Here is a 24,577-nt window from a genome sequence, read left to right on the forward strand (position 1 = left end):
TCCGGCCGGTCGGACGTGCCGCCCCGCCACCTCGCACACCTAAGGAACGCAACTGATGGAGCTCGGTCTCGTCGGCCTCGGCAAGATGGGCGGCAACATGCGCGAGCGGATCCGCCGCGCGGGCCACACCGTCGTCGGATACGACCGCAATCCCGACCTCGCCGATGTCCACAGCCTGGACGAGCTTGTGGGCAAGCTCGAGGGCCCGCGCGTGGTCTGGGTGATGGTCCCGGCAGGTGAGGCCACTCAGGCCACCATCGACCGTCTCGGCGAGCTGTTGGAGCCCGGTGACGTCGTCGTGGACGGCGGCAACTCCCGCTGGACGGACGACGAGAAGCACGCCGAGGAGCTGGCAGCCAAGGGCATAGGCTTCGTCGACTGCGGTGTCTCCGGTGGCGTGTGGGGCCTGGAGAACGGCTACGCGCTGATGTACGGCGGCGACGCGGAGAACGTCGCGAAGGTGCAGCCGATCTTCGATGCCCTCAAGCCGGAGGGCGACTTCGGTTCCGTGCACGCCGGCAAGGTCGGCGCGGGCCACTTCGCGAAGATGGTCCACAACGGCATCGAGTACGCCATGATGCAGGCCTACGCCGAGGGCTGGGAGCTGCTGGAGAAGGTCGACTCCGTGGACAACGTCCGCGAGGTCTTCCGCTCCTGGCAGGAGGGCACGGTCATCCGGTCCTGGCTGCTGGACCTGGCCGTCAACGCGCTCGACGAAGACGAGCACCTGGGCGGGCTGCGCGGTTACGCGCAGGACTCCGGTGAGGGACGCTGGACCGTGGAGGCCGCGATCGACAACGCGGTGCCGCTGCCGGCGATCACCGCGTCGCTGTTCGCGCGGTTCGCGTCCCGGCAGGACGACTCGCCGCAGATGAAGATGATCGCCGCGCTGCGCAACCAGTTCGGCGGCCACGCGGTCGAGAAGAAGTAGCGAAAGGCTGGGGAGGTCGGCGCACGACCATGCACGTCACGCATCTGTCGCTGGCCGACTTCCGCTCGTACGCCCGGGTCGAGGTCCCGCTGGACCCGGGCGTCACGGCCTTCGTCGGTCCGAACGGGCAGGGCAAGACCAACCTGGTCGAGGCGGTCGGCTACCTGGCCACCCTCGGCAGCCACCGGGTCTCCTCCGACGCCCCCCTGGTCCGCATGGGTGCCGAGCGGGCCGTGATCCGTGCCCAGGTCCGGCAGGGTGAGCGGCAGCAGCTGATCGAGCTGGAGCTGAACCCGGGCAAGGCCAACCGCGCCCGCATCAACAGGTCCTCGCAGGTCAGGCCCCGTGATGTGCTCGGCATCGTCCGTAGCGTCCTGTTCGCGCCCGAGGATCTCGCCCTGGTCAAGGGCGACCCTGGGGAACGGCGTCGCTTCCTGGACGAGCTGATCACGGCGCGCTCCCCGCGCATGGCCGGTGTGCGCTCCGACTACGACCGGGTCCTCAAGCAGCGCAACACCTTGCTGAAGTCGGCCGCGCTGGCCCGCCGGCACGGTGGACGCACGATGGACCTGTCCACGCTGGACGTCTGGGACCAGCACCTCGCGCGCGCGGGCGCCGAACTCCTCGCTCAGCGTCTGGACCTGATCGCCGCCGTGCAGCCGCTGGCCGACAAGGCGTACGAGCAGCTGGCCCCGGGCGGCGGCCCCCTCGCCCTGGAGTACAAGCCGTCGGCGCCCGGCGAGTCGCACACGCGCGAGGACCTGTACGAGCAGCTGATGGGGGCGCTCGCCGAGGCCCGCAAGCAGGAGATCGAGCGGGGCGTCACCCTGGTGGGGCCGCACCGGGACGACCTGCTGCTGAAGCTCGGTTCGCTGCCCGCCAAGGGCTACGCGTCCCACGGCGAGTCGTGGTCGTACGCGCTGGCGCTGCGCCTGGCCTCGTTCGATCTGCTGCGGGCGGAGGGCAACGAGCCGGTCCTCGTCCTGGACGACGTCTTCGCCGAGCTGGACGCACGGCGTCGGGAGCGGCTGGCGGAGCTGGTGGCGCCCGGTGAGCAGGTGCTGGTGACTGCCGCGGTCGACGACGATGTGCCGGCCGTGCTGGCCGGTGCGCGGTTCGCGGTGGCGGAGGGGACGGTGGAGCGCGTATGAGCGCGCAGGGACCGCTTCCCGGCCGACCGTCCGGCGATCGGGGCCCGGGTCAGGGAGATCCGGAGCCTTCGGGCGTCGACCTGGCCCGTGTCGCGCTCAGGGCGGCGCGCGAGGCGGCACGCGCGCGTGGGGATGCCGCGCAGCAGAAGAAGCAGGCGCGCCGCGGTGGCCTGCGTTCCGGTGCGCGCGCCGACGGTCGTGACCCGATGGCGCTGGGGTCGGCGATCAACCGGCTGATCACCGAGCGCGGCTGGGAGACGCCGGCCGCGGTGGGCGGCGTGATGGGGCGCTGGCCGCAGATCGTCGGCGAGGACGTGGCGAAGCACTGTGTGCCGGAGCGGTACGACGAGGACGAGCGGGTGTTGATCGTCCGCTGCGACTCGACGGCGTGGGCGACGAATCTGCGGTTGCTCGCGCCGACGCTGGTGGCGCGGCTCAACGAGGACCTCGGGCACGGGTCGGTTCGGATGATCAAGGTGCTGGGACCGGGTGGTCCCGGGGGTGCCGGTCGTCGGTACGGTCCGTTGCGCGCACCTGGCAGCCGGGGGCCGGGAGACACCTACGGGTGACCCGGGACGGCCCGGCGGGTGCTCTGGCACCCCGTCAGCACTGGGTGATGTACCTCACATAATTGGCCGTCAACGGTCGGTGTGAACCGTCGGAGGTCGCTTCGTCGTGCCACCGCACAGAATTGCGAATCGCGATCTGACTCCCAAGTAGCCAAGGGTTGACGCCCGGAAGCGCTGAGTGCCGTCGTGAGCCTCTTGAGGCCCCCATCCGCATATCGGGAGTAGGACGAGCCCGGTTCAGGGCGGCACATGCGGACTCAGGTACCGGCAAACCCCCATCAGTGTCAGTGCTACCGGTAGAATGGAAGGCAATCCCGCCCCGAACGTGGGGACCGTCCGGGACTAGCTGAGCAACGCTGATCAAGGCTTACCAACGCAACATGCCGCAGCCGCTCCGGCAACCCGCCGACGAGCCCGGCTCGTGCTGTGCCAGAAAGGGCGCTTCGTGGCCGATTCCGGCAACCCCAACGAGAACAACCCGTCCATCGACACCGGCGTGAACGACGTGGTGAGCGCCCCGGCCGGCGAGGCCTTGGCCTCGTACGACGCCAGTGCCATCACCGTGCTCGAGGGTCTGGACGCGGTCCGCAAGCGACCCGGTATGTACATCGGCTCGACCGGTGAACGAGGTCTGCACCACTTGGTGCAGGAGGTCGTGGACAACTCCGTCGACGAGGCGCTGGCCGGTCACGCGGACACGATCGACGTCACGATCCTCGCCGACGGCGGTGTACGGGTCGTCGACAACGGCCGTGGCATTCCCGTGGGCATCGTCCCCTCCGAGGGGAAGCCCGCGGTGGAGGTCGTGCTGACCGTGCTGCACGCGGGCGGCAAGTTCGGCGGCGGCGGTTACGCGGTCTCCGGTGGTCTGCACGGTGTGGGTGTGTCCGTCGTCAACGCCCTCTCCACGAGGGTGGCGGTGGAGGTCAAGACCGACGGCTACCGCTGGACGCAGGACTACAAGCTGGGCGTTCCCACGGCCGCGCTCGCCCGGCACGAGGCCACCGAGGAGACCGGTACGTCGGTCACCTTCTGGGCCGACGGCGACATCTTCGAGACCACCGACTACTCCTTCGAGACGCTTTCCCGGCGCTTCCAGGAGATGGCCTTCCTCAACAAGGGTCTGAGGATCAACCTCACCGACGAGCGTGAGTCGGCGAAGGCCACCGCCGGTGCGGACGAGGCGGGCGAGGACGAGAAGCACGAGGTCAAGAGCGTCTCATACCACTACGAGGGCGGCATCGTCGACTTCGTGAAGTACCTCAACTCCCGTAAGGGAGACCTGGTGCACCCCACCGTGATCGACCTCGAGGCCGAGGACAAGGACAAGAACCTGTCCCTCGAGATCGCGATGCAGTGGAACGGCGGCTACACCGAGGGTGTGTACTCCTTCGCCAACATCATCCACACGCACGAGGGCGGTACGCACGAGGAAGGTTTCCGCGCGGCGCTCACCTCGCTGATCAACAAGTACGCGCGGGACAAGAAGCTGCTGCGGGAGAAGGACGACAACCTCACGGGTGACGACATCCGCGAGGGTCTGACCGCGATCATCTCGGTGAAGCTGAGCGAGCCCCAGTTCGAGGGCCAGACCAAGACGAAGCTGGGCAACACCGAGGTGAAGACCTTCGTCCAGAAGATCGTCTACGAGCACCTGGCGGACTGGCTCGACCGCAACCCGAACGAGGCGGCGGACATCATCCGCAAGGGCATCCAGGCGGCCACCGCGCGCGTGGCGGCCCGCAAGGCCCGCGACCTGACGCGTCGTAAGGGACTGCTGGAGACGGCGTCGCTGCCGGGCAAGCTGTCCGACTGCCAGTCGAACGACCCGACGAAGTGCGAGATCTTCATCGTCGAGGGAGACTCCGCCGGCGGCTCCGCCAAGTCCGGCCGGAACCCGCAGTACCAGGCGATCCTCCCGATCCGCGGCAAGATCCTCAACGTCGAGAAGGCGCGCATCGACCGGATCCTGCAGAACCAGGAGATCCAGGCGATGATCTCCGCGTTCGGCACGGGCGTGCACGAGGACTTCGACATCGAGAAGCTCCGCTACCACAAGATCATCTTGATGGCGGACGCCGACGTCGACGGCCAGCACATCAACACCCTGCTGCTGACCTTCCTGTTCCGTTTCATGCGGCCGCTGGTCGAGTCAGGGCACGTGTACCTGTCCCGTCCGCCGCTCTACAAGATCAAGTGGGGCCGGGACGACTTCGAGTACGCGTACTCCGACCGCGAGCGCGACGCGCTGATCGAGATGGGCCGCAATGCCGGCAAGCGCATCCGCGAGGACTCCGTGCAGCGCTTCAAGGGTCTCGGCGAGATGAACGCCGAGGAGCTGCGCATCACGACCATGGACCAGGAGCACCGGGTACTCGGCCAGGTCACGCTCGACGACGCCGCGCAGGCCGACGACCTGTTCTCGGTGCTGATGGGCGAGGACGTCGAGGCCCGGCGCGCGTTCATCCAGCGCAACGCCAAGGACGTCCGCTTCCTCGACATCTGAGTCGGTCTCAGCTGACCGCACCAGGAAGGACCTTCACCAGCAATGACCGACGAGAACACCCCTGTGACGACGCCCGAGGGTGACGCCCTCGCCATGCGTGTCGAGCCCGTCGGGCTCGAGACGGAGATGCAGCGCTCGTACCTCGACTACGCGATGTCCGTCATCGTCTCGCGTGCGCTGCCCGACGTCCGCGACGGCCTCAAGCCCGTCCACCGGCGCGTGCTGTACGCGATGTACGACGGCGGCTACCGCCCCGAGCGCGGCTTCTACAAGTGCGCCCGCGTCGTCGGCGACGTCATGGGCAACTACCACCCGCACGGCGACTCCTCCATCTACGACGCCCTGGTCCGCCTCGCCCAGCCCTGGTCGATGCGCATGCCGCTCGTCGATTCCAACGGCAACTTCGGCTCGCCGGGCAACGACCCGGCGGCGGCCATGCGGTACACCGAGTGCAAGATGGCGCCGCTGTCGATGGAGATGGTCCGCGACATCGACGAGGAGACCGTCGACTTCACGGACAACTACGACGGCCGCTCCCAGGAACCGACCGTCCTGCCTGCCCGCTTCCCGAACCTGCTGATCAACGGCTCGGCCGGTATCGCGGTCGGTATGGCGACCAACATCCCGCCGCACAACCTGCGCGAGGTCGCGGCCGGCGCCCAGTGGTACCTGGAGAACTACGAGGCCTCGCACGAGGAGCTGCTGGACGCGCTCATCGAACGCATCAAGGGCCCCGACTTCCCGACCGGTGCCCTGGTGGTGGGCCGCAGGGGCATCGAGGAGGCCTACCGCACCGGGCGCGGCTCGATCACCATGCGCGCGGTGGTCGAGGTGGAGGAGATCCAGAACCGCCAGTGCCTGGTGGTCACGGAGCTGCCCTACCAGGTCAACCCGGACAACCTCGCGCAGAAGATCGCCGACCTGGTGAAGGACGGCAAGATCGGCGGCATCGCGGACGTCCGCGACGAGACGTCGTCGCGCACCGGGCAGCGCCTGGTCATCGTCCTCAAGCGGGACGCGGTCGCCAAGGTCGTCCTGAACAACCTGTACAAGCACACCGACCTGCAGACCAACTTCGGCGCCAACATGCTGGCCCTGGTCGACGGCGTGCCGCGCACCCTGTCCCTGGACGCGTTCATCCGTCACTGGGTGAACCACCAGATCGAGGTCATCGTCCGCCGTACGCGCTTCCGCCTGCGCAAGGCGGAGGAGCGGGCGCACATCCTGCGCGGTCTGCTCAAGGCCCTGGACGCGATCGACGAGGTCATCGCGCTGATCCGGCGCAGCGACACCGTCGAGATCGCCCGCGGCGGCCTGATGGACCTCCTCGACATCGACGAGATCCAGGCCAACGCGATCCTGGAGATGCAGCTGCGGCGCCTGGCGGCCCTGGAGCGGCAGAAGATCGTCCAGGAGCACGACGAACTCCAGGCGAAGATCAACGAGTACAAAGAGATCCTGGCCTCCCCGGTCCGCCAGCGCGGCATCGTCAGCGCGGAGCTGACGGCGCTGGTCGAGAAGTACGGCGACGACCGCAAGACCAAGCTGATCCCGTACGAGGGCGACATGTCCATCGAGGACCTGATCGCCGAGGAGGACATCGTCGTCACGGTCACCCGGGGCGGCTACATCAAGCGCACCAAGACCGACGACTACCGGGCGCAGAAGCGCGGCGGCAAGGGCGTGCGCGGCACGAAGCTCAAGGAAGACGACATCGTCAACCACTTCTTCGTGTCCACCACGCACCACTGGCTGCTGTTCTTCACCAACAAGGGCCGGGTCTACCGGGTGAAGGCGTACGAGCTGCCCGACGCCGGCCGGGACGCGCGCGGTCAGCACGTGGCGAACCTGCTGGCCTTCCAGCCGGACGAGACGATCGCCCAGATCCGTGCGATCCGTGACTACGAGGCGGTGCCCTACCTGGTCCTGGCCACCAAGGCGGGCCTGGTGAAGAAGACGCCGCTGAAGGACTACGACTCGCCGCGTTCCGGTGGCGTGATCGCCATCAACCTGCGCGAGCAGCAGGACGGCAGCGACGACGAGCTGATCGGAGCCGAACTCGTCTCGGCCGAGGACGATCTGCTGCTGATCAGCAAGAAGGCGCAGTCGATCAGGTTCACCGCCTCCGACGACACGCTGCGGCCCATGGGCCGTGCCACCTCGGGCGTGAAGGGCATGAGTTTCCGCGAAGGGGACGAACTGCTCTCGATGAATGTTGTTCGAGCCGGTACGTTCGTGTTCACTGCCACCGACGGCGGATACGCGAAGCGGACCTCCGTCGACGAGTACCGCGTCCAGGGCCGTGGCGGCCTCGGCATCAAGGCTGCGAAGATCGTCGAGGACCGTGGATCGCTCGTGGGCGCGCTGGTGGTCGAGGAGCACGACGAGATCCTCGCCATCACACTCTCGGGCGGTGTGATTCGTACGCGAGTCAGCGAGGTCAGGGAGACGGGCCGTGACACCATGGGCGTCCAGCTGATCAATCTGGGCAAGCGCGATGCCGTGGTCGGCATCGCGCGCAACGCCGAGGCGGGACGCGAGGCGGAGGAGGTCGACGGCGACGTGGTCGTCGACGAGGCCGCCGAGGGTGCCGCGACCACCGGCATGGACGAGGGTGAGGCGCCCTCGGCCGAGTAGCACGAGGAGAGAGTCATCGTGAGCGGAGCCACGGGCGCCGGATCGGCCGGTACCTCCAGGGGTACGGAAACGGACGGGGGCGGCCGTGGCTCCGCCACGCGTGCGGCGGATCCGCACACGACTCAGCTGCGCAAGATCGAAGACGGAGCGACCGACTCGCACTCGGGGAGCTCGTCCCACACGCATTCCCAGGGGGGAACTGTGACGGACACCCGGGGCCAGCAGACCCAGCAGGCGGCCTCGCCGCTGCCGGGAGAACGGCAGCCCCAGCAGCCCGGCGGCCCGTACCACCCGCCGCAGGCTTACCAGACCCAGGGCGGCAACGCCGCCGCGGTGCGCCGTCCGCGCACCGGCGCCCGCACCGCGCCCCGCGTCCGCAAGGCGCGTCTGCGCGTGGCCAAGGCGGACCCGTGGTCGGTGATGAAGGTCAGCTTCCTGCTCTCCATCGCGCTCGGCATCTGCACCATCGTCGCGGCGGCCGTGCTGTGGATGGTCATGGATGCCATGGGTGTCTTCTCGACCGTCGGCGGCACCATCTCGGAGGCGACCGGCTCCAACGAGTCCAACGGCTTCGACCTGCAGTCCTTCCTGTCGCTGCCCAACGTGCTGCTGTTCACGACGGTCATCGCGGTCATCGACGTCGTCCTCGCGACGGCTCTGGCCACGCTCGGCGCGTTCATCTACAACCTGTCCGCGGGCTTCGTCGGCGGTGTGGAGCTGACGCTCGCCGAGGACGAGTGATCGCCGCTCGCCTGCCCTGCGCCAACCGATTTTGGGACTGCCCGCCTCGTGCGCTAATCTTCAGGAGTCAGCGCGCGGGACACACACCGCAGAGCGCGGCGGGGCTATAGCTCAGTTGGTTAGAGCGCATCCCTGATAAGGATGAGGCCACAGGTTCAAATCCTGTTAGCCCCACCAGCACAGAGACCCCCAGTCGGATTCGACTGGGGGTCTTCTCCGTTCGCGCCCGGCCGCCGACGACGGGGGATACGGCGGCGGCCGGGCTGTGGCTCAGGCTAACAAGGGCGGACGGGGCGCGGGAAGGATTCAACGCTCGCACGGTGGTTCGTACGAGAGGCGTGGCAGGTACTCGTGCCACCTTTCCTCGGTCAGCACGCCCCGGGTCGCGGAGCAGATGCGGTCGATGGCGTCGTCCACGTCCAGGTTCCACAGGCGGACGCTGTCCGTGCCGCTCGACACCCCGAGCATGTGGCGCACAGGACTGAAGGTGAGGAAGCCGCCCGTCTTGGCGTTGGGGCTCATCGCCTCGCCGATCGGTGAGGGATCGGTGGGTGCGGTGACGTCCCAGAGGCGGACCGTGTTGTCGTTGGCGCCGCTGGCCAGGGTGGCGCCGTCCCGGCTGAACGTCAGCGACACCACCGAGTCGGTGTGGCCGGTCAGCGGCTCACCGGCCGGCATGGGGCGGCCCGGGTCGGTGACGCTCCAGAGGCGGACCGTGCCGTCGTCGCTGCCGCTGGCCAGCGTACGGCCGTCCGGGCTGTAGGCGAGGGCGTTGACGGGCCCGAGGTGCCCTGTGCGGGAGGCGCCGAGGGCGGTGGCGTGCGTGGGGTCGGTCACGTCCCAGAGCCGTACGGTGTCGTCCGCGCCGCCGCTGGCGAGGGTGCGGCCGTCCGGGCTGAAGGCGAGGGTGTTGACGTAACCGGTGTGGCCGGTGAGCGGCTCGCCGCGCGGGCGGGGGCGGGACGGGTCCTCGGTGTTCCACAGCTGGACGCTGCGGTCCTCCTGTGCGGTGGCCAGGGTGCGGCCGTCCGGGCTGAAGGCGAGGGTGTCGGGGCCGGCGTAGCGGGTGCGCAGCGCCACCGGGGGGCCGTGGGCGGTGGGCCGGGACGGGTCCGTGACGTCCCACAACTGCATCGCGCGGCTGCCCGTCAGCACGGCGAGGGTGCGGCCGTCCGGCGAGAACACCAGGGAGCGGACGTCGCCCTCTCCCGGCCTGAAGGGTTCGCCCAGGGACACGGGCCGGGCGGGTTCGGCGACGTTCCACAGCCGCACCCGTCCGTCGCGGGCGGCGGTGGCCAGCACGTGTCCGTCCGTACGGAACGCGCCGATGCGGCCGATCATGTCCGACGTGGGCAGTGACCACAGACGGACCTTGCTGTCGCCGCTGCCGGTGGCGAGGGTGTGGCCGTCCGGGCTGAACCCCAGCGCGTACATCTCCCCGCTGCTGCCCGCGAGGGGCACGCCGACCTGCGAGGGGTAGGCCGGGTCGCTGACGTTCCACAGGCTCGCCGTGCTGTCCGCGCTGCTCGCGGCGAGCGTGTCGCCGTCGGGGCTGAAGGCCACGGACCAGACGGGCCCGGTGTGGCCGGTCAGCGGCGAGCCGATCCGCGCGGCGTCGTGCGGGTCGGTTACGTTCCACAGCCGTACGGTGTCGTCCGCGCTGCCGCTGGCGATGGTGCGGCCGTCGGGGCTGAAGGCCACGGAGTGGATCAGGCCGGTGTGGCCGGCCAGCGGGGAGCCGATCCGGGTCGCTCCGTGCGGATCGGCGACGTCCCACAGGTGGACCGTCTCGTCGTCGCCGCCTGCCGCCAGCGTTCGCCCGTCGGGGCTGAACGCCACCGAGCGCACCGCCGCGGTGGCGCCCGTCAAGGTGTCCACGGCCTTCGGCCGCCCGGGGTCGGCCACGTCCCACAGCCGTACGGCGTGGTCGTCGTGGGCGGAGGCGAGGGTGCGGCCGTCCGGGCTGAAGGCGAGCAGGTAGACGGTGCCGCCGCGGCCGGGCAGCGGATCACCGAGCCGGCGCGGCTCGCCGGGGTCCGACACGTCCCACAGCCTGATCATGCCGTCGTCCGAGGCGCTGGCGAGGGTGCGGCCGTCCGGGCTGAACACGGCGGTGCTCACCCAGCTGGTGTGACCGGTGAGGGGTCGGCCCAGCGGTTCGGGGCGAGCGGGGTCCGACACGTCCCACAGCCGTACGGTCCGGTCGTAGCTCGCGGTTGCCAGGGTCCGCCCGTCCGGACTGAAGGAGGTCAGGTAGACGGCGCCGGTGTGGCCGAGGAGCGGTGTGGCCAGGGGCGCGTTCACGATCGAGATCAGGCGGTTCTTCACGTCCGCGTCGTCCGGGCGCAGGCGGTGCGCCGCCAGGTCGAGCTGGGCCGACAGCGACGGGTCCGTGTACTGGACGCGGTCCGCCTCGGCGACCACCTGCTCGAACACCGCGTCGTTGCGCTGTTGCCAGGCGATCACCGCCGAACCGACCGCGAGCAGCGCCAGGACGACCAGGGACGACACCGCGGCTCGCCTGATCAGGACGGTGCGCCTGCGCAGTCCGACCGCGGCGGCCAGGAAGTCCACCGCGCCGCGGGTGAGGAAGGTGCCGTCGGCGGACTCCGCCCAGCCGCGGGCCTGCTCGAGCCGGGAGCCCCGGTAGAGCAGCGAGGAGTCGCGGTCCGACTCCTCCCAGGCCCGGCCGTCCTCCTCCAGACGCTGCCGCAGCAGGTTGCCGGCCCGGTCCTCGTCGATCCAGTCGCGCAGGCGCGGCCAGGCGTGCAGCAGCGCCTCGTGGGTGATCTCCACGGTGTCCGCGTCGAGGGTCACCAGCCGGGCGCGCACCAGCGCCTCCAGGGACTCCTCGGTCTTCTCCGGGTCCCGGGACTCCTCGGCCAGCCGGCGCCGGGTGCCCCGCCTGCGGGTGGCCTGGGTGTCCTCGCTCACCCGGACCAGCCGGAGCAGCAGCAGCCGCGCGGCCGTGCGCGCCGCCGGGTCGAGGTCCGACCAGGCCCGCTCGGCGGTCGCCGCCACCGCCCCCTGGATGCCGCCGGCCGCGCGGTAACCCGCCAGCGTCAGCCGGCCCGCCTTGCGGCGCTGCCAGGTGGCCAGCAGGGCGTGGGACAGCAGCGGCAGCACGCCCGCGTCGTGAGCACCGCGTGGGCCGTCGGCGCCGACCTCCCGGACGATCAGCTCCGCCAGTCCGGGCTCCAACTCCATGCCCACGGCCCGGGCCGGGCCGGTGACCGCCTCGCGCAGTTCCGAGGTGGTCAGCGGTCCGAGCACCATGTGCCGGTGCTGCAGTGCGTCGGCCAGCTCGGGGTGGCGCAGGCACTGTTCGTAGAAGTCGGCGCGCACGCCGAGGGCGACCAGGACGGGCGCGGGGTCGTCCGGGCCGCCGGGTGTGCAGACGGCCTGGAGGAGGCGGATGAACGTGCGCCGGTCCCGCTCGTCGGCGCAGAGGGTGAAGACCTCCTCGAACTGGTCCACGATCAGGACCGGACGGGCCGGTGCGGCCGACGCGGCAGGCTCCGCTGTCGCCGCCGACCCGTCGCGGGCCCAGGCCGCGAAGGCCTGCCGGGCCGGGCGCCCGAACTCCGGGTCGTCCGGCCGCGCCCGGTCGGCGGCGACCACGGACGCGAGCCCGGGTATCCGGCGGGACAGTTCCCCGAGCGGGTCGACTCCCGGTACGAGCTGGAGCACCTCCCTCGGCGGCCCTGTGTCACCGGTCGGGCCGCCGTAGCGCAGGGCGGGCACCAAGCCCGCGTTGAGCAGGGAGGATTTCCCGGCGCCCGATGCGCCCACGAGCATCACCAGGCCGCCGGTGTCCTCGGCCGCGCGGAGCTGGGCGACGAGGGCGTCCGTGCTGCGTTCCCGTCCGAAGAACCAGCCGGCGTCCTGCTGCCGGTAGGCTGCCAACCCCCGGTAGGGGCAGACGCCGCCCGGGGCACGGTCCGGCGGGTTCTCCTCCTCGCCCGCGGCCGACGCCGGACGTTCGGCGGTCGGGTCGGCCACCGCCCGCTCCCACAGGCGCTGCCACTGGGCCAGGTCGTACAGGCCCGCGGCGACCGGATCGGGCCGCGCGCGCCGTGCCTGAGGGATGAGGACGTGCAGAACCGCGGCGAGGGCGGGGAACTGGGCGGGTACGTTCTTGGCCCGCCGCCAGTCGCTGATCCGCTGGGCGGAGACTCGTACGGGCCGCCCCCGTTCGTCGACGCGCTGGAGCCGGACGACCGCTTCGGATACGCGTTTGAGGGGCGGGTTGCCGGCCTCCCGGTACAGCAGTGCGAGACGTTCGGCGAAGGCCGTGCGTGCCCCTGAGTCGAAACTCAAGGTCTCCACTCCCTACTTCCCCCGCACCTGGACGTCCGGACCGGAAAACTCACTCTATACGCCTGACCTGCGGCTACGTCACTGTCGCGAGACCGGACCCTCCTCGCGGGCGACCACAGCTGGCAGGATCGCGTCGCAGTGGCGATCCGGTCGGCCGGCACCCGGACAGGTCAGCGGCCCGGTGCTCCGAAAGGCGCCCCGTGAGGCCGCACGTTCTCGGTCAGCTTTCGACGGCCCAGCCCTTCTCGTCCGGTACGGCGTCCAGCACGCCGCCGGCATGGTTGGGCACCGGTCCCCACGAGGGGAGGGACCGGTGCCGAAGCATGCCGGTGGTCGCGGTCTCCCGACGGTGGCGGTCGGTCCCCGGCGGAGGCCGGTGGGCACGTCGGCGGGCGGCAGCGGCCGTGCGGCACGTCCGCTGACGCGTCTCGGGCCGGGCCTCGACGGCGTCGTCACCGCGGAGCAGCATGACCCGCTCGAAGGCGGGCCCCGACGTCGGCCGGTCCGCCGGACCCTCGCGGAGTTCTCGCCGGTCCGTCCCCCGCCCCTCCTTCGCGGAATACAGGTCGATCTCGTGTTCGACTCCCCAACGGGTGAGCGGGGAGGGCGGATTCAGCGGGCCGGTCCGCGGGCAGGCACGTCGTGTTGGTTCCGAACCCGACCGCCGCTGGAGGGCGTATGAGGATTTCCGTCGATCCCGAGCAGTGCTACGGCTCCGGCGACTGCGTCCACCGCGCCCCGTCGGTGTTCACCGAGGTGGACGGACTGGGCGCCGTGATACCCGGCCGGGAGCACGACCTCGATCTGCCGCGGGTGCGCGAGGCGGTCGAGGGATGCCCCGCCGCCGCGATCACCGTCACGCGGGAGGACTGATCATCCGGGGCGAACCGGGCGGCATCGTCCCCCGGACGCTGGTCACCCTCGGCAGCCGCTACGTGCGCGGCGCTCCCGGCACGGTCGGGAAGGCGGCGCTCGCCGCGCGTCTGCTGAACCAGCATCTGCGCGATCACCCGCGCCGCCGAGTCGTCCAGGTGCGTTCCGGCGACCGGTTCGCCGTGGACACGCGGGACCTGATTCAGCGGTACCTCTACCTCTTCGGTGTCTGGGAGCCGCACCTGACGGCATGGCTGCGGCGCCGGCTGCGGCCGGGGGACGGCTTCGTCGACGTCGGGGCCAACATCGGCGTCTTCAGCGTCCTCGCGTCACGGCTCGTCGGCGACGCGGGCCGGGTCGTCGCGATCGAGGCCTCCCCCGCCTTCCACCGCCGGCTGGTGCAGCACGGCCGGCTGAACGCGTGCGGGAACATCCGGGCGGTCAACGCCGCCGTCTCCGACGGCCGCAAGACCCTCACCTTCGTCCTCGCCAGTTCGCACAACATGGGCGCGAACAGCATCGTCCCCTACGACGGCCCGGCGGAGTCCACGTTCGAGATCGAGGCCCGCCCGCTGCCGGAACTGCTCGATCCGGCGGAGATCGCGAGCGCCCGGGTGATCAAGATCGACGTCGAGGGGGCGGAGGGCGGCGTCGTGCGCGGGCTTGCGCCGATGCTGGGCGCCCTGCGGCCCGACGCGGAGATCAGCGTCGAGGTGGCACCCGAGCGCATGGCCCGCCTCGGCGATTCCATCGGGGAACTGCTGGCGGTGATGCGCGACGCCGGCTTCCACGTCTACCGGCTGGCCAACGACTACAGGCCCGAGAGCTACCCGTCGGCGCGCGGCGGCACGCTCGGCGTCGCGGTGCGCTCGCGGGGGCCCGTGGCCGGGGAGTGCGACCTGATCTTCTCCCGGGTCGACGCGGAAACGCTCCGCTGATCCGCGAGGGTCCCGCTCCGGCGCGTTCCAAGGGGCCTCACGGTGCCTGCGGAGGGGCGTGGGCGGGGCGCCGTCCGGGCCTTCGCGGGCCAGCTGCTCGGGCGGGGCGTCCCGGATGTGCGCCGGACAGGGTGGGCGGCGGACGGGGTGGGAGGGGGCGCCGGCGCCTACGCACCTCGGCCGCGCGGGTCACCGGGGTGATGCCGGACGGTGCGGTGGGCATGTCCTCCGGGCCTCACCGAGCCGGTTGGCCCGGTGAGCCGGCGCCGTCGGCCGGGAAGCGCCACCCGAGGGAGGCCAGCGCCCGCGCCCTGGCCTCCACCACCGCCATCCGGGCATCCCGCTCGGCGGGGTCCACGTGGGCCGCCTGGCCGGTCACCTGGCCCTCCCACTTGCGGTAGAGGAGCCCCACCTCCTGCGAGAACCACCCTCGGCTCACGCAGTTGAGCGCCAGCAGCAGGCCGGTGTCCTCGGAGGCCGGCAGGGCCATCCAGCCGCCGAGTGCGAGCAGCAGGTCGCGCCGCACCAGGAGCGTCGCCGGGTGGACCCGGGCGCGGTAGTCGTTGGCCTTCCAGTGGTCGAGTACCTCGCCGCACTCGATCGGTCCGTGCTCCGGATCGCCCGGGAAGCCGACCGTCGATCCGTCGGGCAGCAGGTCCAGCGCACGTGACGTGGCCCATCCGAGCGTCGGGTCGGCCTCCAGGGCCGCCAGGTCGCGGGCCAGCGCACCCGTCGGTAGCTGGTCGTCGGCATCCAGGGTCTTCACGTACTCGCCGTCCGCGTGGGACAGGGCGAGGGTGCGGGTCACACCGGGCCCGCCGCGCATCCCGGGCCGCCCCTGCCGGAAGACGACGCGCGGGTCGTCGGGCACGTACGGCCGTACGCCGTCGGTCCGCCCGTCCTCCTGGATCACCCAGCGCCATTCCCAGCCCTCGGGCAACTCCTGTGCACACAAGGAACGGTGGGCCTGAGGCAGGAAGGGCGCCGAGGGGGCGTGGACGGCCGTGACGATGATGACGCGCCGGCTCACGGCGGCACTCACCACCTTTCCAGTCGAGTGGTGAACAGCAGTTCCGTGCGGTCGCCGGGCAACGTGACGTGGGAGACGTCCACGACACGGTCGTCGACGTCGTACGAGGTCCCGTGGAGCAGGATCACCGACGTGCCCGGGGGCAGGTCCAGGGCCGCGACCTCCTCCGGGGTGCGGGGACGGGCGGTGACGCGTGCCTCCACGCGGCCCGGTTCGATGCCCACGGTGTGGAGTTGGTGCCGGCTGCCGCCCGGCCAGGACTCGTTGGCCTCGTCCAGGAGATCGGGGTCGGCGGCGATCACGTCGCGGACGAGGCCGGAGGTCACGAGGCTGAACGGGGCGACCTCCACCGAGTACCGCGTCCGGTAGGCGCGGCGCAACAGCACGGTGCCCGCGGGGACGCCGAACGCCCCGGCCGGCTCGGCGGACGCCTCCACCTCCCGGTACTGGGCGTGGAAGACGAGGGCCTCGGCGTGCAGGCCGGTGTCGCGCTCGGTTACGCCGGTCGCGGCCCGGGTGGCGAGCGGCAGGCGGGCGCGGTCCTCCTCCCACTGGTACCGGCTGTCGTCCCGGACCGCCGGGGTGCGGGGGCGGCGCACGACGTTGCCGCGGCCGTGGCCTCTGTCGATCAGGCCCTCGTCGCTCAGCAAGCGCAGCGCGTTCTGCACGGTCGGCACGCTGCGGCCGTGGTGGCGGGCGAGGTCCGCCTTTGCCGCCAGGCGGTCACCGGGCCCCCGCTCACCCTCGCGGATGGAGGGGCGGAGGTCGTCCGCGATGACTTCGTACGCCCTGATCAGGGTCACTCACCGGTTCCGGGTGCGGGTTCGTGATGCGGACCCACCGTACGACTCCTCGAGAGGTCTCGATGTGTCGGGTGTTCCCTGCCGGACGGCGCCCGACATGGCGGCGGCCCGGCTGCTCTGTCGAGCGGCCGGGCCGTTCTGGCGTGTGGTGCGGTACGCAGATCGCCGTCGGGTCGGTGGTGCGTGGGAGCGGCTCAGCGTTGCAGAGGCGCGGTGTGCTGGGCGGCGGGGTGCTGCGTCCGGGACTCGGCGGTGTCGTCGCACAGGAGGTCGGTGGCGGTGGCGGCGGTTCCGGTGGCCGGACGGTGCCGGCAACTGGGGGCCTTGCCGTGGGCCTCGGCGCGGATGCGCTGTTTCATCGTGGGGGGCAGGAGGCCGGTGCGGGACCGGGGCCGGGGGATCGTCACCGCGGGTGCCGTCTCGGACGAGGCGCTCTCCGTGTTGCTGTGCGTTCCGCTCTGCGGTACCGCGGCCGAGGCGGTCGTCGTGACGAGTCCGAGCGCCGTGCACAGCGCGAGGAAGGCGGTGACGATGGTGGTCCACAGCGTCATGACCTTGTTCCGGGCCATAACCCCTCACTTTCGGGTTGGGCGATTTGCGTACTTTCCTCATGATGTGTATGTGCCTCACGAAGTGGTGGACCGACGCCCGTGGCGCGGTGATGTTCAGATGAACACCACTCGGATGGGTGCAATAGGCAGGAAAAGGTGTCAATACGGGAGGGAATCGGGCGAAGCGACCGTTCGTGAGGATGCGATCACCCTCCGATCGGATCGGTCGTCGTCCGCTTCTACGGGGCCCCGGACACCGGCAGTTGGCCGCCGACGCAGGTCACCGATCGATATCGGCCGGTGTGTATAGTCGGGCGCCAGAGGTCCCCTACGTCAAGGAAAGACGAGGTCGCGCGGTGAAGAAGCTTCTCCTGGTCGCACTGGCCGCCATCGGCGGGCTCCTCGTGTACCGCCAGATCCAGGCGGATCGCGCCGAGCAGGATCTGTGGACGGAGGCGACTGACTCCGTGCCCACGGGTTCGTGAGTACCACCGGCATCCGGCTCTGAGATCCGGCTCCGAGCAGACCCCGGCCGTCTCGCGGTCGGGGTTTTGTGTTGCCCGGAACTCACATGAATTCCCGGCGAGGGCGCGGGAGCAGGGGTCCGCGCGGCAGGATGGGCCACGGTCCGGGGCGGCGGCGACAGTGCCGGTGAGCGCGAGGGGTGGCGGGTATGGGACGGCGGTGCGGGGGCCGGCGGGGCGCCGGGGTGGAACGCGAGCAGCCGACGGCGGTGACCGGCGTATGTGCCGCGACCGCTGTACGTGCCGCGACCGCCGTACGCGCCGCAACCGTCGCACTCACCACGACCGCCGCACTGGTCGCGGCCACCGCGCTGCCCGGCGGCGCGGCCCTGGCGGCCGGTGCGCCCGCCGGATACGCCTTCGCCGAGCACGCCCGGCGGATCGAGGGCGCGAGCGGCACATCGGGCGCCGTACCGCTGGACCCCGGAGCCACGTACCGCAGTTCCCTGCCGAGGAACGGCACCCTCTACTACCGGCTCGAACTCGACGCCGCCTCGGACGCCTACGTCGCCGTCACCGCCGTACCCGGCGCCGACGGCGAGGTCACCGCAGTCGACGGCGTCCGGGTCACCGTCCGGGACGCCGACGGCGCCTCCTGCTCCTCGGACAGCGCGACCTTCGGCGCGGCCCGCAGCCCCCGGCCGGTCACCGCCTGGGGCCAGCGCGAGATCGACCCCGGAGGATCCCGCTGCCAGGACCCTGGCACGTACTACGTCACGGTCGAGCGGACCCGGCCCGAGGACTCCCCACCGGACGCCTGGGACCTGGAACTCACGGCCGTCACCGAACCCCGCCCGGAGCGGACCGGCCGGACCACCGCACCCGAGTCCTGGGACTCCGCCTCACCCGAACCCCTCGCCGGTGAACCGGAGCGCCGTCCGGGCGGCAACGGCTTCGCCCAGGCCACCCCGGTCGGACAGGGAGCCTGGCGCGACGACATCCGCCCCGGACAGACCCTCTTCTACAAGGTGCCGCTCGACTGGGGCCGCCAGGTCCACGCCACCGCCGAACTCGACGGATCCACCGACCGCTCCGGCTACGCCACCAGCGCCCTGCACCTGGCCCTGCACAACCCGGTGCGCGGTGAGGTCGACGACATCGCCAAGGGCTACACCGGCCGGCCGGCCACAGTCGGACTCGCCCCCCTGCCGCCGGTCGCCTACGCCAACCGGTACGCCGCCGATGGCCAGGTCGCCGCGATGCGGTTCGCCGGCGCCTACTACCTGGTGGTGCACCTGGCGGCCCAGGTAGCCGACGACTTCGGCGACGGCCCCTTCGGCCTGACGCTGCGCGTACGGCTCGGGGGAGCGGCGCAGGCCGGGCCGGAGTACACGGCGAAGTCCCGGCCGGAGGGCGTCTTCGAGGTCTCGGCACCGGACCGGGCGGCCGCGCCTCGGGCCTCGGGCACGGACGACGACCTCGCCCTGAAGGCGGTCGCCGTGGGCGGGATCGGCACGGGCAGTGTGCTGCTCCTTGGCCTGGGCGTATGGACGGCGGCGGCCCGGCGCGGGGCCCGCGGAGCGTAGACGGCGGCCCGACTCAGAGTCGGGCCAGGGCCCAGAAGCCCACGGCGTAACAGACCAGCGCCAGCAGCAGCACCGCAACCGCCACGCCGGCCGGCGGTCCGGTACGGCGCCGCCGTCGCCGCGCCGCGCGGTGTTGCGGCCCGGTGACGGCAGGGGCGGGGGCGGGTGCGGGCTCGAACGGTGACGGCGGTGGCGAGGCCGGTGCCGGACCCTGCGGGTTGCGGGCGGTGTACGAGGCGGTGGTGGCGTCGGCGTCACGCTGCCCTACGGACGGCGCCGGCAGGGGCTGGGCGGGAAACGGCGGGCCGTGGTACGGGCCCTGCTCCCGCCGGCTGCCCGGGTGGGGACCGGACACGGACGCGGCGGTGACGGCCGCCTGCGGAGGCGGCAGACGGAAACTGCCCGTCTCCGACAGGTCAGCCGGACGGGGGGCCTCGGGAGCCGGCGCCGGGAGCGAGCCGGGCGGGGACGGCTGCGTGCCGTGCGCAGGGAGCGCCGCGCCGGGCGAGGACGGTGGCGTGCGACCCGGCGGCGATTGCGGGCCGTCCGGAGAATCAGGTGCCCGGTACCCGGCCGACGGCGTGGTGCCGGAGGCGCCCGCCGCGCCGGCCGGGGCGCCCTCCGGGGCCGGCTGCGGACCGGAGGGGGACGCCGGTGCGGGGCTCCCGGCGGACGGCGTGGCGCCCGGCCCTGGCGCGGGCGGCGTGTCCGACCGGAGCGCCGGTACGGGGCGCACGGTGGGCGGAGTGATCACATCGCGGGGGGCCGTCGGTGTGGGGTCCAGCCCCGAAGCCCGTTCGAGCGGGCCGTCGGCGGTGAACCCGGCGGGCAGCGGCCCGACCTGGTCGAAGATCTCGATCAGCTCGTCGTCGGGACCCGGCTCCGGCAGCAGCTCCGCCGCCGCGGCCAACGCCTTCCGCGCCCCCGTCGCCGTACGGAACCGCGCCGCCGGGTCCGGCTGCACCAGCGCCGACACGACCTGCCAGAGCGGCGCGGGAACCCCCTGCGGCGCGGGCGGCGTCCCGTGCTCGGCGAAGTACTGCACCAGCGCCTTGGCGTCCGGCTTCGCCCCCTCCAGCAGATACAGCGCGACCAGGCCCACCGCGAACAGGTCGGCCGGGAAGTCCGGTTCCGCACCCATCATCTGCTCCGGCGCGAGATAACCCGGCGTCCCCACCACGAGGTTGGTCTCCGTCAGCCGGGGCTCGCCCAACCGCATCGCGATGCCGAAATCGGACAACCGCAGCCGGGGCCGGCCCGTCCCGGTCGCCTCCAGCAGCAGGTTTGCGGGTTTGATGTCACGGTGCACGACACCCTCCGCGTGCACCGCGGCCAGGCCCGCCAACAGCTGGTCGACAAGGGTGCACACGAACGCCGGCGGCAGCGGACCGTAATCCCCGACCAGATGGACCAGCGAACCGCCCGCCACCAGATCCATGGTGAACAGCACCTGGTCGTCGTCGGCGGCCCAGCTCGCGGGCGCCAGCACATTGGGGTGATCGATCCGCAGCGCCTGCTCCCGCACGAACCGCAGCAGCGCGTGCGCGTCCCGCTGTTGGAGCACCTTGGCCGCCACATAGCGCCGCCGCCGGTGGTCCCAGGCACGCCAGACGGCACCCACCCCGCCCCGGCCGACCGGATCGACCAGCTCGTACCGACCCGCGAATACCTCACCCATGGCCGTGCACCGCTCCTCCCCCGGTACCTGTCGCGCCACTACCCCCGGCCCGGCCGCCGCACCCCCGAACGGCGACGCGGACCCCGCGATCAGTTCTGGTGGGACTGGTAGTGCGCGACCGCGTCCGAGGTGCGGCCCGCGCCGTACACGCGCAGGAACTCCGCCAGCTCCGGGTGGGTCGGGGAGAGCGCGTCCGCCGCATCGATGATGTCCCCGGCCGCCGCCACCGAGCGCAACAGCGACTGGATCTCGCGGACCACCCGCTTGACCGTGGGCGCCCCCGAACTGCTCGTCGTCTGCGTCGTGTTGTTGAGCACCGAACCCCCCTGCGACTTCTTGATCTCGTCCATGCGCTCCGTCGCCTCGGCCGCGCTCACGCTGCCGTCCGCGACCTGCCCCGCCAGGTCCTGCAGCAGCTGCACCCGCTGGACCACCGCGGGATTGCCGATCTTCGCCCGCTGGCCGCTCATCAGCTGCGACAGCATCGGAGCGGACAGCCCCAGCACCCCCGCCAGACGAGCCTGGTTGAGACCAAGATCGTCGATAAGCCTACGGAAGAGCGCCCCCAACGGCTCCCCGTACCAGTTCCGCTGCAGTTCCCGCGCTCTTGCGGTGGCTTCCTGCTGTGCGGCGTCCATTGCGTCTCCCCATCGCTTCCCCAGAAACCGCAGTTCGCTCCAGCGAACCACGCCGAGCATCTTACGGAGCGTGGTCGTTCCCCGGGACCCCCAATCATTTGTGAGATACGGGGGGCGACCCGGTACTCTTGTCTGCGGCACCCGCCGGTACGCGGTTCCTCCGGCCGGAAGCCGATTCAGGGGCCTTAGCTCAGTTGGTAGAGCGCTGTCTTTGCATGGCAGATGTCAGGGGTTCGACTCCCCTAGGCTCCACAGCAGGTCAAACGCCCTTCAGGACACCGTCCCGGAGGGCGTTTCGTCGTCGGAGGCCCGGGCCCGGAGCAACGGCCCACCACCTCACCGCCCGCCCCGCCGATCTCGCCGACAACCCCCTCACTGACAGAAAGAGTTGTCCCGCGGACCCCGCCGGACCCCAGGGCCGGAAAGGCCGCACCCCCGGGACCTGCACCGACCTCCCGGGACCCCGCCGAACACCCGGGGACGCTGTCTGCTCTTGATATCGTCACCCCACAGGGCACCAGCGCCACACCCCTGCGGGGCGGTGCCACGTGGCTCATCGCCGTCGCAGCCGTTCGGTCGCTGCCGACGAGGTGGAAGGGGTAGACCATGCGGGCGAAGGTACGGGCCGCTCTCGACGCGCTCTATATGAAGCGGCTGGTCAAAGAACTGGAGGGACGCCCACGCCCCCAGCACATCGGCATCATGCTCGACGGCAACCGCCGGTGGGCCAAGATGTCGGGCATCGACGACCCACGCGAGGGCTACCGGGCCGGCGGGGCGAAGGTGCTGGACTTCCTGCGCTGGTGCGACTCCGCGAAGATCGAACACGTCACCCTGTTCATGCTCTCCGACGACAACCTCCACCGGCCCGAGGAGCAGCTGACCCCCCTCATCGACATCATCGCCGAGGTCGTCGAGCGGCTCGCCGCTCCCGGAAATCCCTGGCCCGTCGAAGCCGTCGGCGCCCTGGACCTCCTGCCCGCCGAATCCGCGAGCCGCCTCAAGACCGCCACCGCCGCCACCCAGGGCCGCAAGGGCGGCACCAAGGTCGACGTCGCCGTGGGCTACGGAGGCCGCCGGGAGATCGTCGACGCCGTGCGGTCCGCCCTGACCGAGCACAGCGCACAGGGCGGGGACATCGACGAATTCATCGAGACCTTCACCATGGAGCACATCTCCAAGCACCTGTACTCCAAGACACGGTCCGAGTCCGACCTCATCATCCGCACCTCCGGCGAGCAGCGCCTCTCCGGCTTCCTGCTCTGGCAGTCCGCCTACGCCGAGGTTCACTTCTGTGAGACCTACTGGCCGGACTTCCGCGAGATCGACTTCCTGCGCGCCCTGCGCTCCTACTCCCTGCGCGAACGCCGCTACGGCCGCTGAGCCGCCGTTTCACGTGAAACATCGCCGCGAGGCAGGAGACCGTCAAGCCTCCCGCCCCGCGACGATGCCGATGCGGCCCGAAGTCGTCCGGGGAACCTCAGCGAGGCTCCTCGCCCTCCGCCGCGTCATCCCGCGCCTGCTTGGCCTGCACCTCGGGGTCGACCATCGCCTCACCAGTGCCGTCCACGGACGACAGCCGCCCCGACTCGGCGACCTCCGTCGCCTCCGGCGGCTCCACCAGCCAGTCCGGGTTGGCCTGCTTGTCCCACCACTTCCACGCGGCGAAGGCCCCACCGGCGACGACGCCCACCACCGCCAGAACCTTGGCGACACGCCCGGCCCGAGCCCGTCGCTGGTGCCTGCGCGTCAACTCTTCGATCTCCTTGGCCGTCACCTGACCCCGCAGTGCCGCCAACGCGGCAGCACCCCGCGCAGCGGCCTCGTCCCGGACAGGCACGGCCGCGGCTACCGCCTGCCCGATCACCGGCTTGGAGTACTCAGCGGCCTGCCGGGCGGCAAGGCGCGTACGGACAGCGGCCTCCTGAGCGGCCGCGTCCACCTTCGGCGGCACATGCGTACGCGCCTGGTCCAGCCTCGGCGCGACGCGCGTGCCGTACTGAAGACGCGCCTGGCACGCGGCCTGCGACACCTTGGGCGCCAGCCGTACGCGCGCCTCCTGTGCGTAGTGAGCGGCCCTGTCCTTGGTCGTATCGGCGTAGGGCGCCACCACTTCCGCGGCGTGCAGCACGCTGTCCTTCGCCGAACCGGTCGCGGCGCGCACGCTGTCGATGCGGGTCACGGGTTCCTCCTCCTCGGTGGCGTACGGTAATTCGACTTTCCACCCTTTTACGGATCATGCCTGCGGACGCACCGCCGGGCATGTGAGGGCGGGCATCCGGGTCACGGGCGGTGTCTTCGTGATGTCCGGGACATGTGGTGATGAAGTTGCCGACAACAGCCGATCAACCTCAATAACGAATGAATACCGGGCAACGGGAGCCTGCCGACGACAATGCCACGAATCGGCGCCCCGCGCTCGCGACCCAGCAGTACCGGCCGGAGCACTCGACCGGGTCTCCGCAACCCACTTCGCCGAATCGGAGCAGGGAACGCCTGCCCGACACCCCGCCCGCACCCCGCCGTGCGAGGATCGGCGAGCACCAGAACACGACGGAAGGCACATCGTGGCCGAGCAGCTCTACGCCACCCTGAAGACCAGCCACGGCGACATCGAGATCCGGCTCCTGCCGAACCACGCCCCCAAAACGGTCAGGAACTTCGTCGAACTCGCCCGGGGCGAGCGGGAGTGGACCCACCCCGCGACCGGCGAGAAGACCACGGCCAGGCTCTACGACGGCACGGTCTTCCACCGGGTCATCAGCGGCTTCATGATCCAGGGCGGCGACCCGCTGGGCAACGGCACCGGCGACCCGGGCTACCAGTTCGAGGACGAATTCCACCCGGACCTCTCCTTCAACAAGCCTTACCTGCTGGCCATGGCCAACGCCGGCCCCGGCACCAACGGCTCCCAGTTCTTCGTCACCGTCGCCCCGACCACGTGGCTGAACCGCAAGCACACGATCTTCGGCGAGGTGACGGACGCGGCCGGCCAGAAGGTCGTCGACACCATCGCCGCCCTCCCGACCAACCCCCGCACCGACCGCCCCGTCGACGACGTGGTCATCGAGTCGGTCCTGGTCGAAACCCGCGAAGGCTGACCCCGACCGGGCCGCAAGGAACCAAACGCCCCGCTCATCCGTAAAGATGGGCGGGGCGGT

Annotated in this window: 20 protein-coding genes and 2 tRNA genes; 14 read left to right on the top strand and 8 right to left on the bottom strand. The window is 71.3% G+C overall.

Annotation, left to right across the window (positions count from 1 at the left end; genetic code table 11):
* Positions 1-55: 55 nt before the first annotated feature.
* The 7 genes from gnd (at position 56) to IE142_RS20350 (ending at position 8,712) form a co-directional block, all read left to right on the top strand.
* Entirely contained in the window at positions 56-931 is an 876-nt protein-coding gene (gene gnd / locus IE142_RS20320; RefSeq protein WP_191887058.1) for a phosphogluconate dehydrogenase (NAD(+)-dependent, decarboxylating), read from the top strand.
* A 29-nt stretch (positions 932-960) separates the two neighbouring features.
* A complete protein-coding gene (gene recF / locus IE142_RS20325; RefSeq protein ID WP_191887059.1) occupies positions 961-2,082 on the top strand; it encodes a DNA replication/repair protein RecF in 1,122 nt (373 codons plus the stop codon).
* Positions 2,079-2,651 carry a DciA family protein gene (locus IE142_RS20330; RefSeq protein WP_191887060.1) on the top strand — a complete coding sequence of 191 codons (573 nt, stop codon included), beginning with the start codon at positions 2,079-2,081 and terminating at the stop codon, positions 2,649-2,651. The genes recF and IE142_RS20330 overlap by 4 nt, the downstream gene beginning before the upstream one ends.
* Positions 2,652-3,096: 445 nt before the next feature.
* On the top strand, positions 3,097-5,157 hold the full coding sequence (gene gyrB / locus IE142_RS20335) for a DNA topoisomerase (ATP-hydrolyzing) subunit B (RefSeq protein WP_191887061.1): 2,061 nt from the start codon (positions 3,097-3,099) through the stop codon (positions 5,155-5,157).
* Between the two features lie 42 nt (positions 5,158-5,199).
* The gene (gene gyrA / locus IE142_RS20340) at positions 5,200-7,794 is read left to right on the top strand and encodes a DNA gyrase subunit A (RefSeq protein WP_191887062.1); all 2,595 of its coding nucleotides are present in this window, start codon (positions 5,200-5,202) and stop codon (positions 7,792-7,794) included.
* A gap of 18 nt (positions 7,795-7,812) precedes the next feature.
* Positions 7,813-8,535 carry a DUF3566 domain-containing protein gene (locus IE142_RS20345; protein WP_071528906.1) on the top strand — a complete coding sequence of 241 codons (723 nt, stop codon included), beginning with the start codon at positions 7,813-7,815 and terminating at the stop codon, positions 8,533-8,535.
* A 100-nt stretch (positions 8,536-8,635) separates the two neighbouring features.
* Positions 8,636-8,712 (top strand) — tRNA-Ile (locus IE142_RS20350).
* A gap of 129 nt (positions 8,713-8,841) precedes the next feature.
* Here IE142_RS20350 and IE142_RS20355 read toward each other — a convergent pair.
* On the bottom strand, positions 8,842-12,864 hold the full coding sequence (locus IE142_RS20355; RefSeq protein WP_191887063.1) for a WD40 repeat domain-containing protein: 4,023 nt from the start codon (positions 12,862-12,864) through the stop codon (positions 8,842-8,844).
* Between the two features lie 211 nt (positions 12,865-13,075).
* Positions 13,076-13,324, bottom strand: coding sequence for a hypothetical protein (locus tag IE142_RS20360; protein WP_191887064.1), 249 nt, complete (start codon positions 13,322-13,324; stop codon positions 13,076-13,078).
* 209 nt (positions 13,325-13,533) lie between these two features.
* Between IE142_RS20360 and IE142_RS20365 the strand changes: the two genes are divergently transcribed.
* Complete coding sequence (locus tag IE142_RS20365; RefSeq protein ID WP_107480313.1) at positions 13,534-13,728, top strand: ferredoxin; 195 nt, start codon at positions 13,534-13,536, stop codon at positions 13,726-13,728.
* A gap of 62 nt (positions 13,729-13,790) precedes the next feature.
* Positions 13,791-14,666 carry an FkbM family methyltransferase gene (locus IE142_RS20370; protein WP_229830723.1) on the top strand — a complete coding sequence of 292 codons (876 nt, stop codon included), beginning with the start codon at positions 13,791-13,793 and terminating at the stop codon, positions 14,664-14,666.
* 235 nt (positions 14,667-14,901) lie between these two features.
* On the opposite strand, the gene IE142_RS20375 is transcribed toward IE142_RS20370, so the two are convergent.
* The 3 genes from IE142_RS20375 to IE142_RS20385 all read right to left on the bottom strand — a co-directional run bounded on the left by IE142_RS20375 (position 14,902) and on the right by IE142_RS20385 (position 17,068).
* A complete protein-coding gene (locus IE142_RS20375) occupies positions 14,902-15,696 on the bottom strand; it encodes a glycosyltransferase family 2 protein (protein WP_191887066.1) in 795 nt (264 codons plus the stop codon).
* A gap of 8 nt (positions 15,697-15,704) precedes the next feature.
* Positions 15,705-16,493 (bottom strand): GntR family transcriptional regulator, encoded by a 789-nt coding sequence (locus tag IE142_RS20380; protein WP_191887107.1) that lies wholly within the window; start codon positions 16,491-16,493, stop codon positions 15,705-15,707.
* Positions 16,494-16,693: 200 nt separating this feature from the next.
* Complete coding sequence (locus IE142_RS20385; protein ID WP_191887067.1) at positions 16,694-17,068, bottom strand: DUF6344 domain-containing protein; 375 nt, start codon at positions 17,066-17,068, stop codon at positions 16,694-16,696.
* 338 nt (positions 17,069-17,406) lie between these two features.
* On the opposite strand from IE142_RS20385, the gene IE142_RS36805 reads away from it, so the two are divergent.
* On the top strand, positions 17,407-17,535 hold the full coding sequence (locus IE142_RS36805; RefSeq protein WP_003999697.1) for a DLW-39 family protein: 129 nt from the start codon (positions 17,407-17,409) through the stop codon (positions 17,533-17,535).
* Between the two features lie 188 nt (positions 17,536-17,723).
* Positions 17,724-19,100 (top strand): hypothetical protein, encoded by a 1,377-nt coding sequence (locus IE142_RS20395; protein ID WP_370466384.1) that lies wholly within the window; start codon positions 17,724-17,726, stop codon positions 19,098-19,100.
* Positions 19,101-19,113: 13 nt separating this feature from the next.
* On the opposite strand, the gene IE142_RS20400 is transcribed toward IE142_RS20395, so the two are convergent.
* The gene (locus IE142_RS20400) at positions 19,114-20,778 is read right to left on the bottom strand and encodes a serine/threonine-protein kinase (protein WP_191887068.1); all 1,665 of its coding nucleotides are present in this window, start codon (positions 20,776-20,778) and stop codon (positions 19,114-19,116) included.
* 89 nt (positions 20,779-20,867) lie between these two features.
* On the bottom strand, positions 20,868-21,416 hold the full coding sequence (locus IE142_RS20405; RefSeq protein WP_100048608.1) for a helix-turn-helix domain-containing protein: 549 nt from the start codon (positions 21,414-21,416) through the stop codon (positions 20,868-20,870).
* A 179-nt stretch (positions 21,417-21,595) separates the two neighbouring features.
* On the opposite strand from IE142_RS20405, the gene IE142_RS20410 reads away from it, so the two are divergent.
* Positions 21,596-21,668: transfer RNA gene (locus IE142_RS20410), tRNA-Ala, on the top strand.
* 354 nt (positions 21,669-22,022) lie between these two features.
* A complete protein-coding gene (locus IE142_RS20415) occupies positions 22,023-22,799 on the top strand; it encodes an isoprenyl transferase (RefSeq protein WP_043382622.1) in 777 nt (258 codons plus the stop codon).
* Positions 22,800-22,896: 97 nt separating this feature from the next.
* On the opposite strand, the gene IE142_RS20420 is transcribed toward IE142_RS20415, so the two are convergent.
* The gene (locus IE142_RS20420) at positions 22,897-23,598 is read right to left on the bottom strand and encodes a DUF5324 family protein (protein WP_191887069.1); all 702 of its coding nucleotides are present in this window, start codon (positions 23,596-23,598) and stop codon (positions 22,897-22,899) included.
* Between the two features lie 385 nt (positions 23,599-23,983).
* Here IE142_RS20420 and IE142_RS20425 point away from each other — a divergent pair, with 385 nt between their 5' ends.
* Positions 23,984-24,517: a peptidylprolyl isomerase gene (locus tag IE142_RS20425; RefSeq protein WP_043382627.1), complete on the top strand. Its 534-nt coding sequence runs from the start codon at positions 23,984-23,986 to the stop codon at positions 24,515-24,517.
* Positions 24,518-24,577: the final 60 nt, after the last annotated feature.

The organism is Streptomyces mutabilis, assembly GCF_014649815.1.
In the GTDB taxonomy this organism is placed as follows: Bacteria; Actinomycetota; Actinomycetes; order Streptomycetales; family Streptomycetaceae; genus Streptomyces; species Streptomyces mutabilis.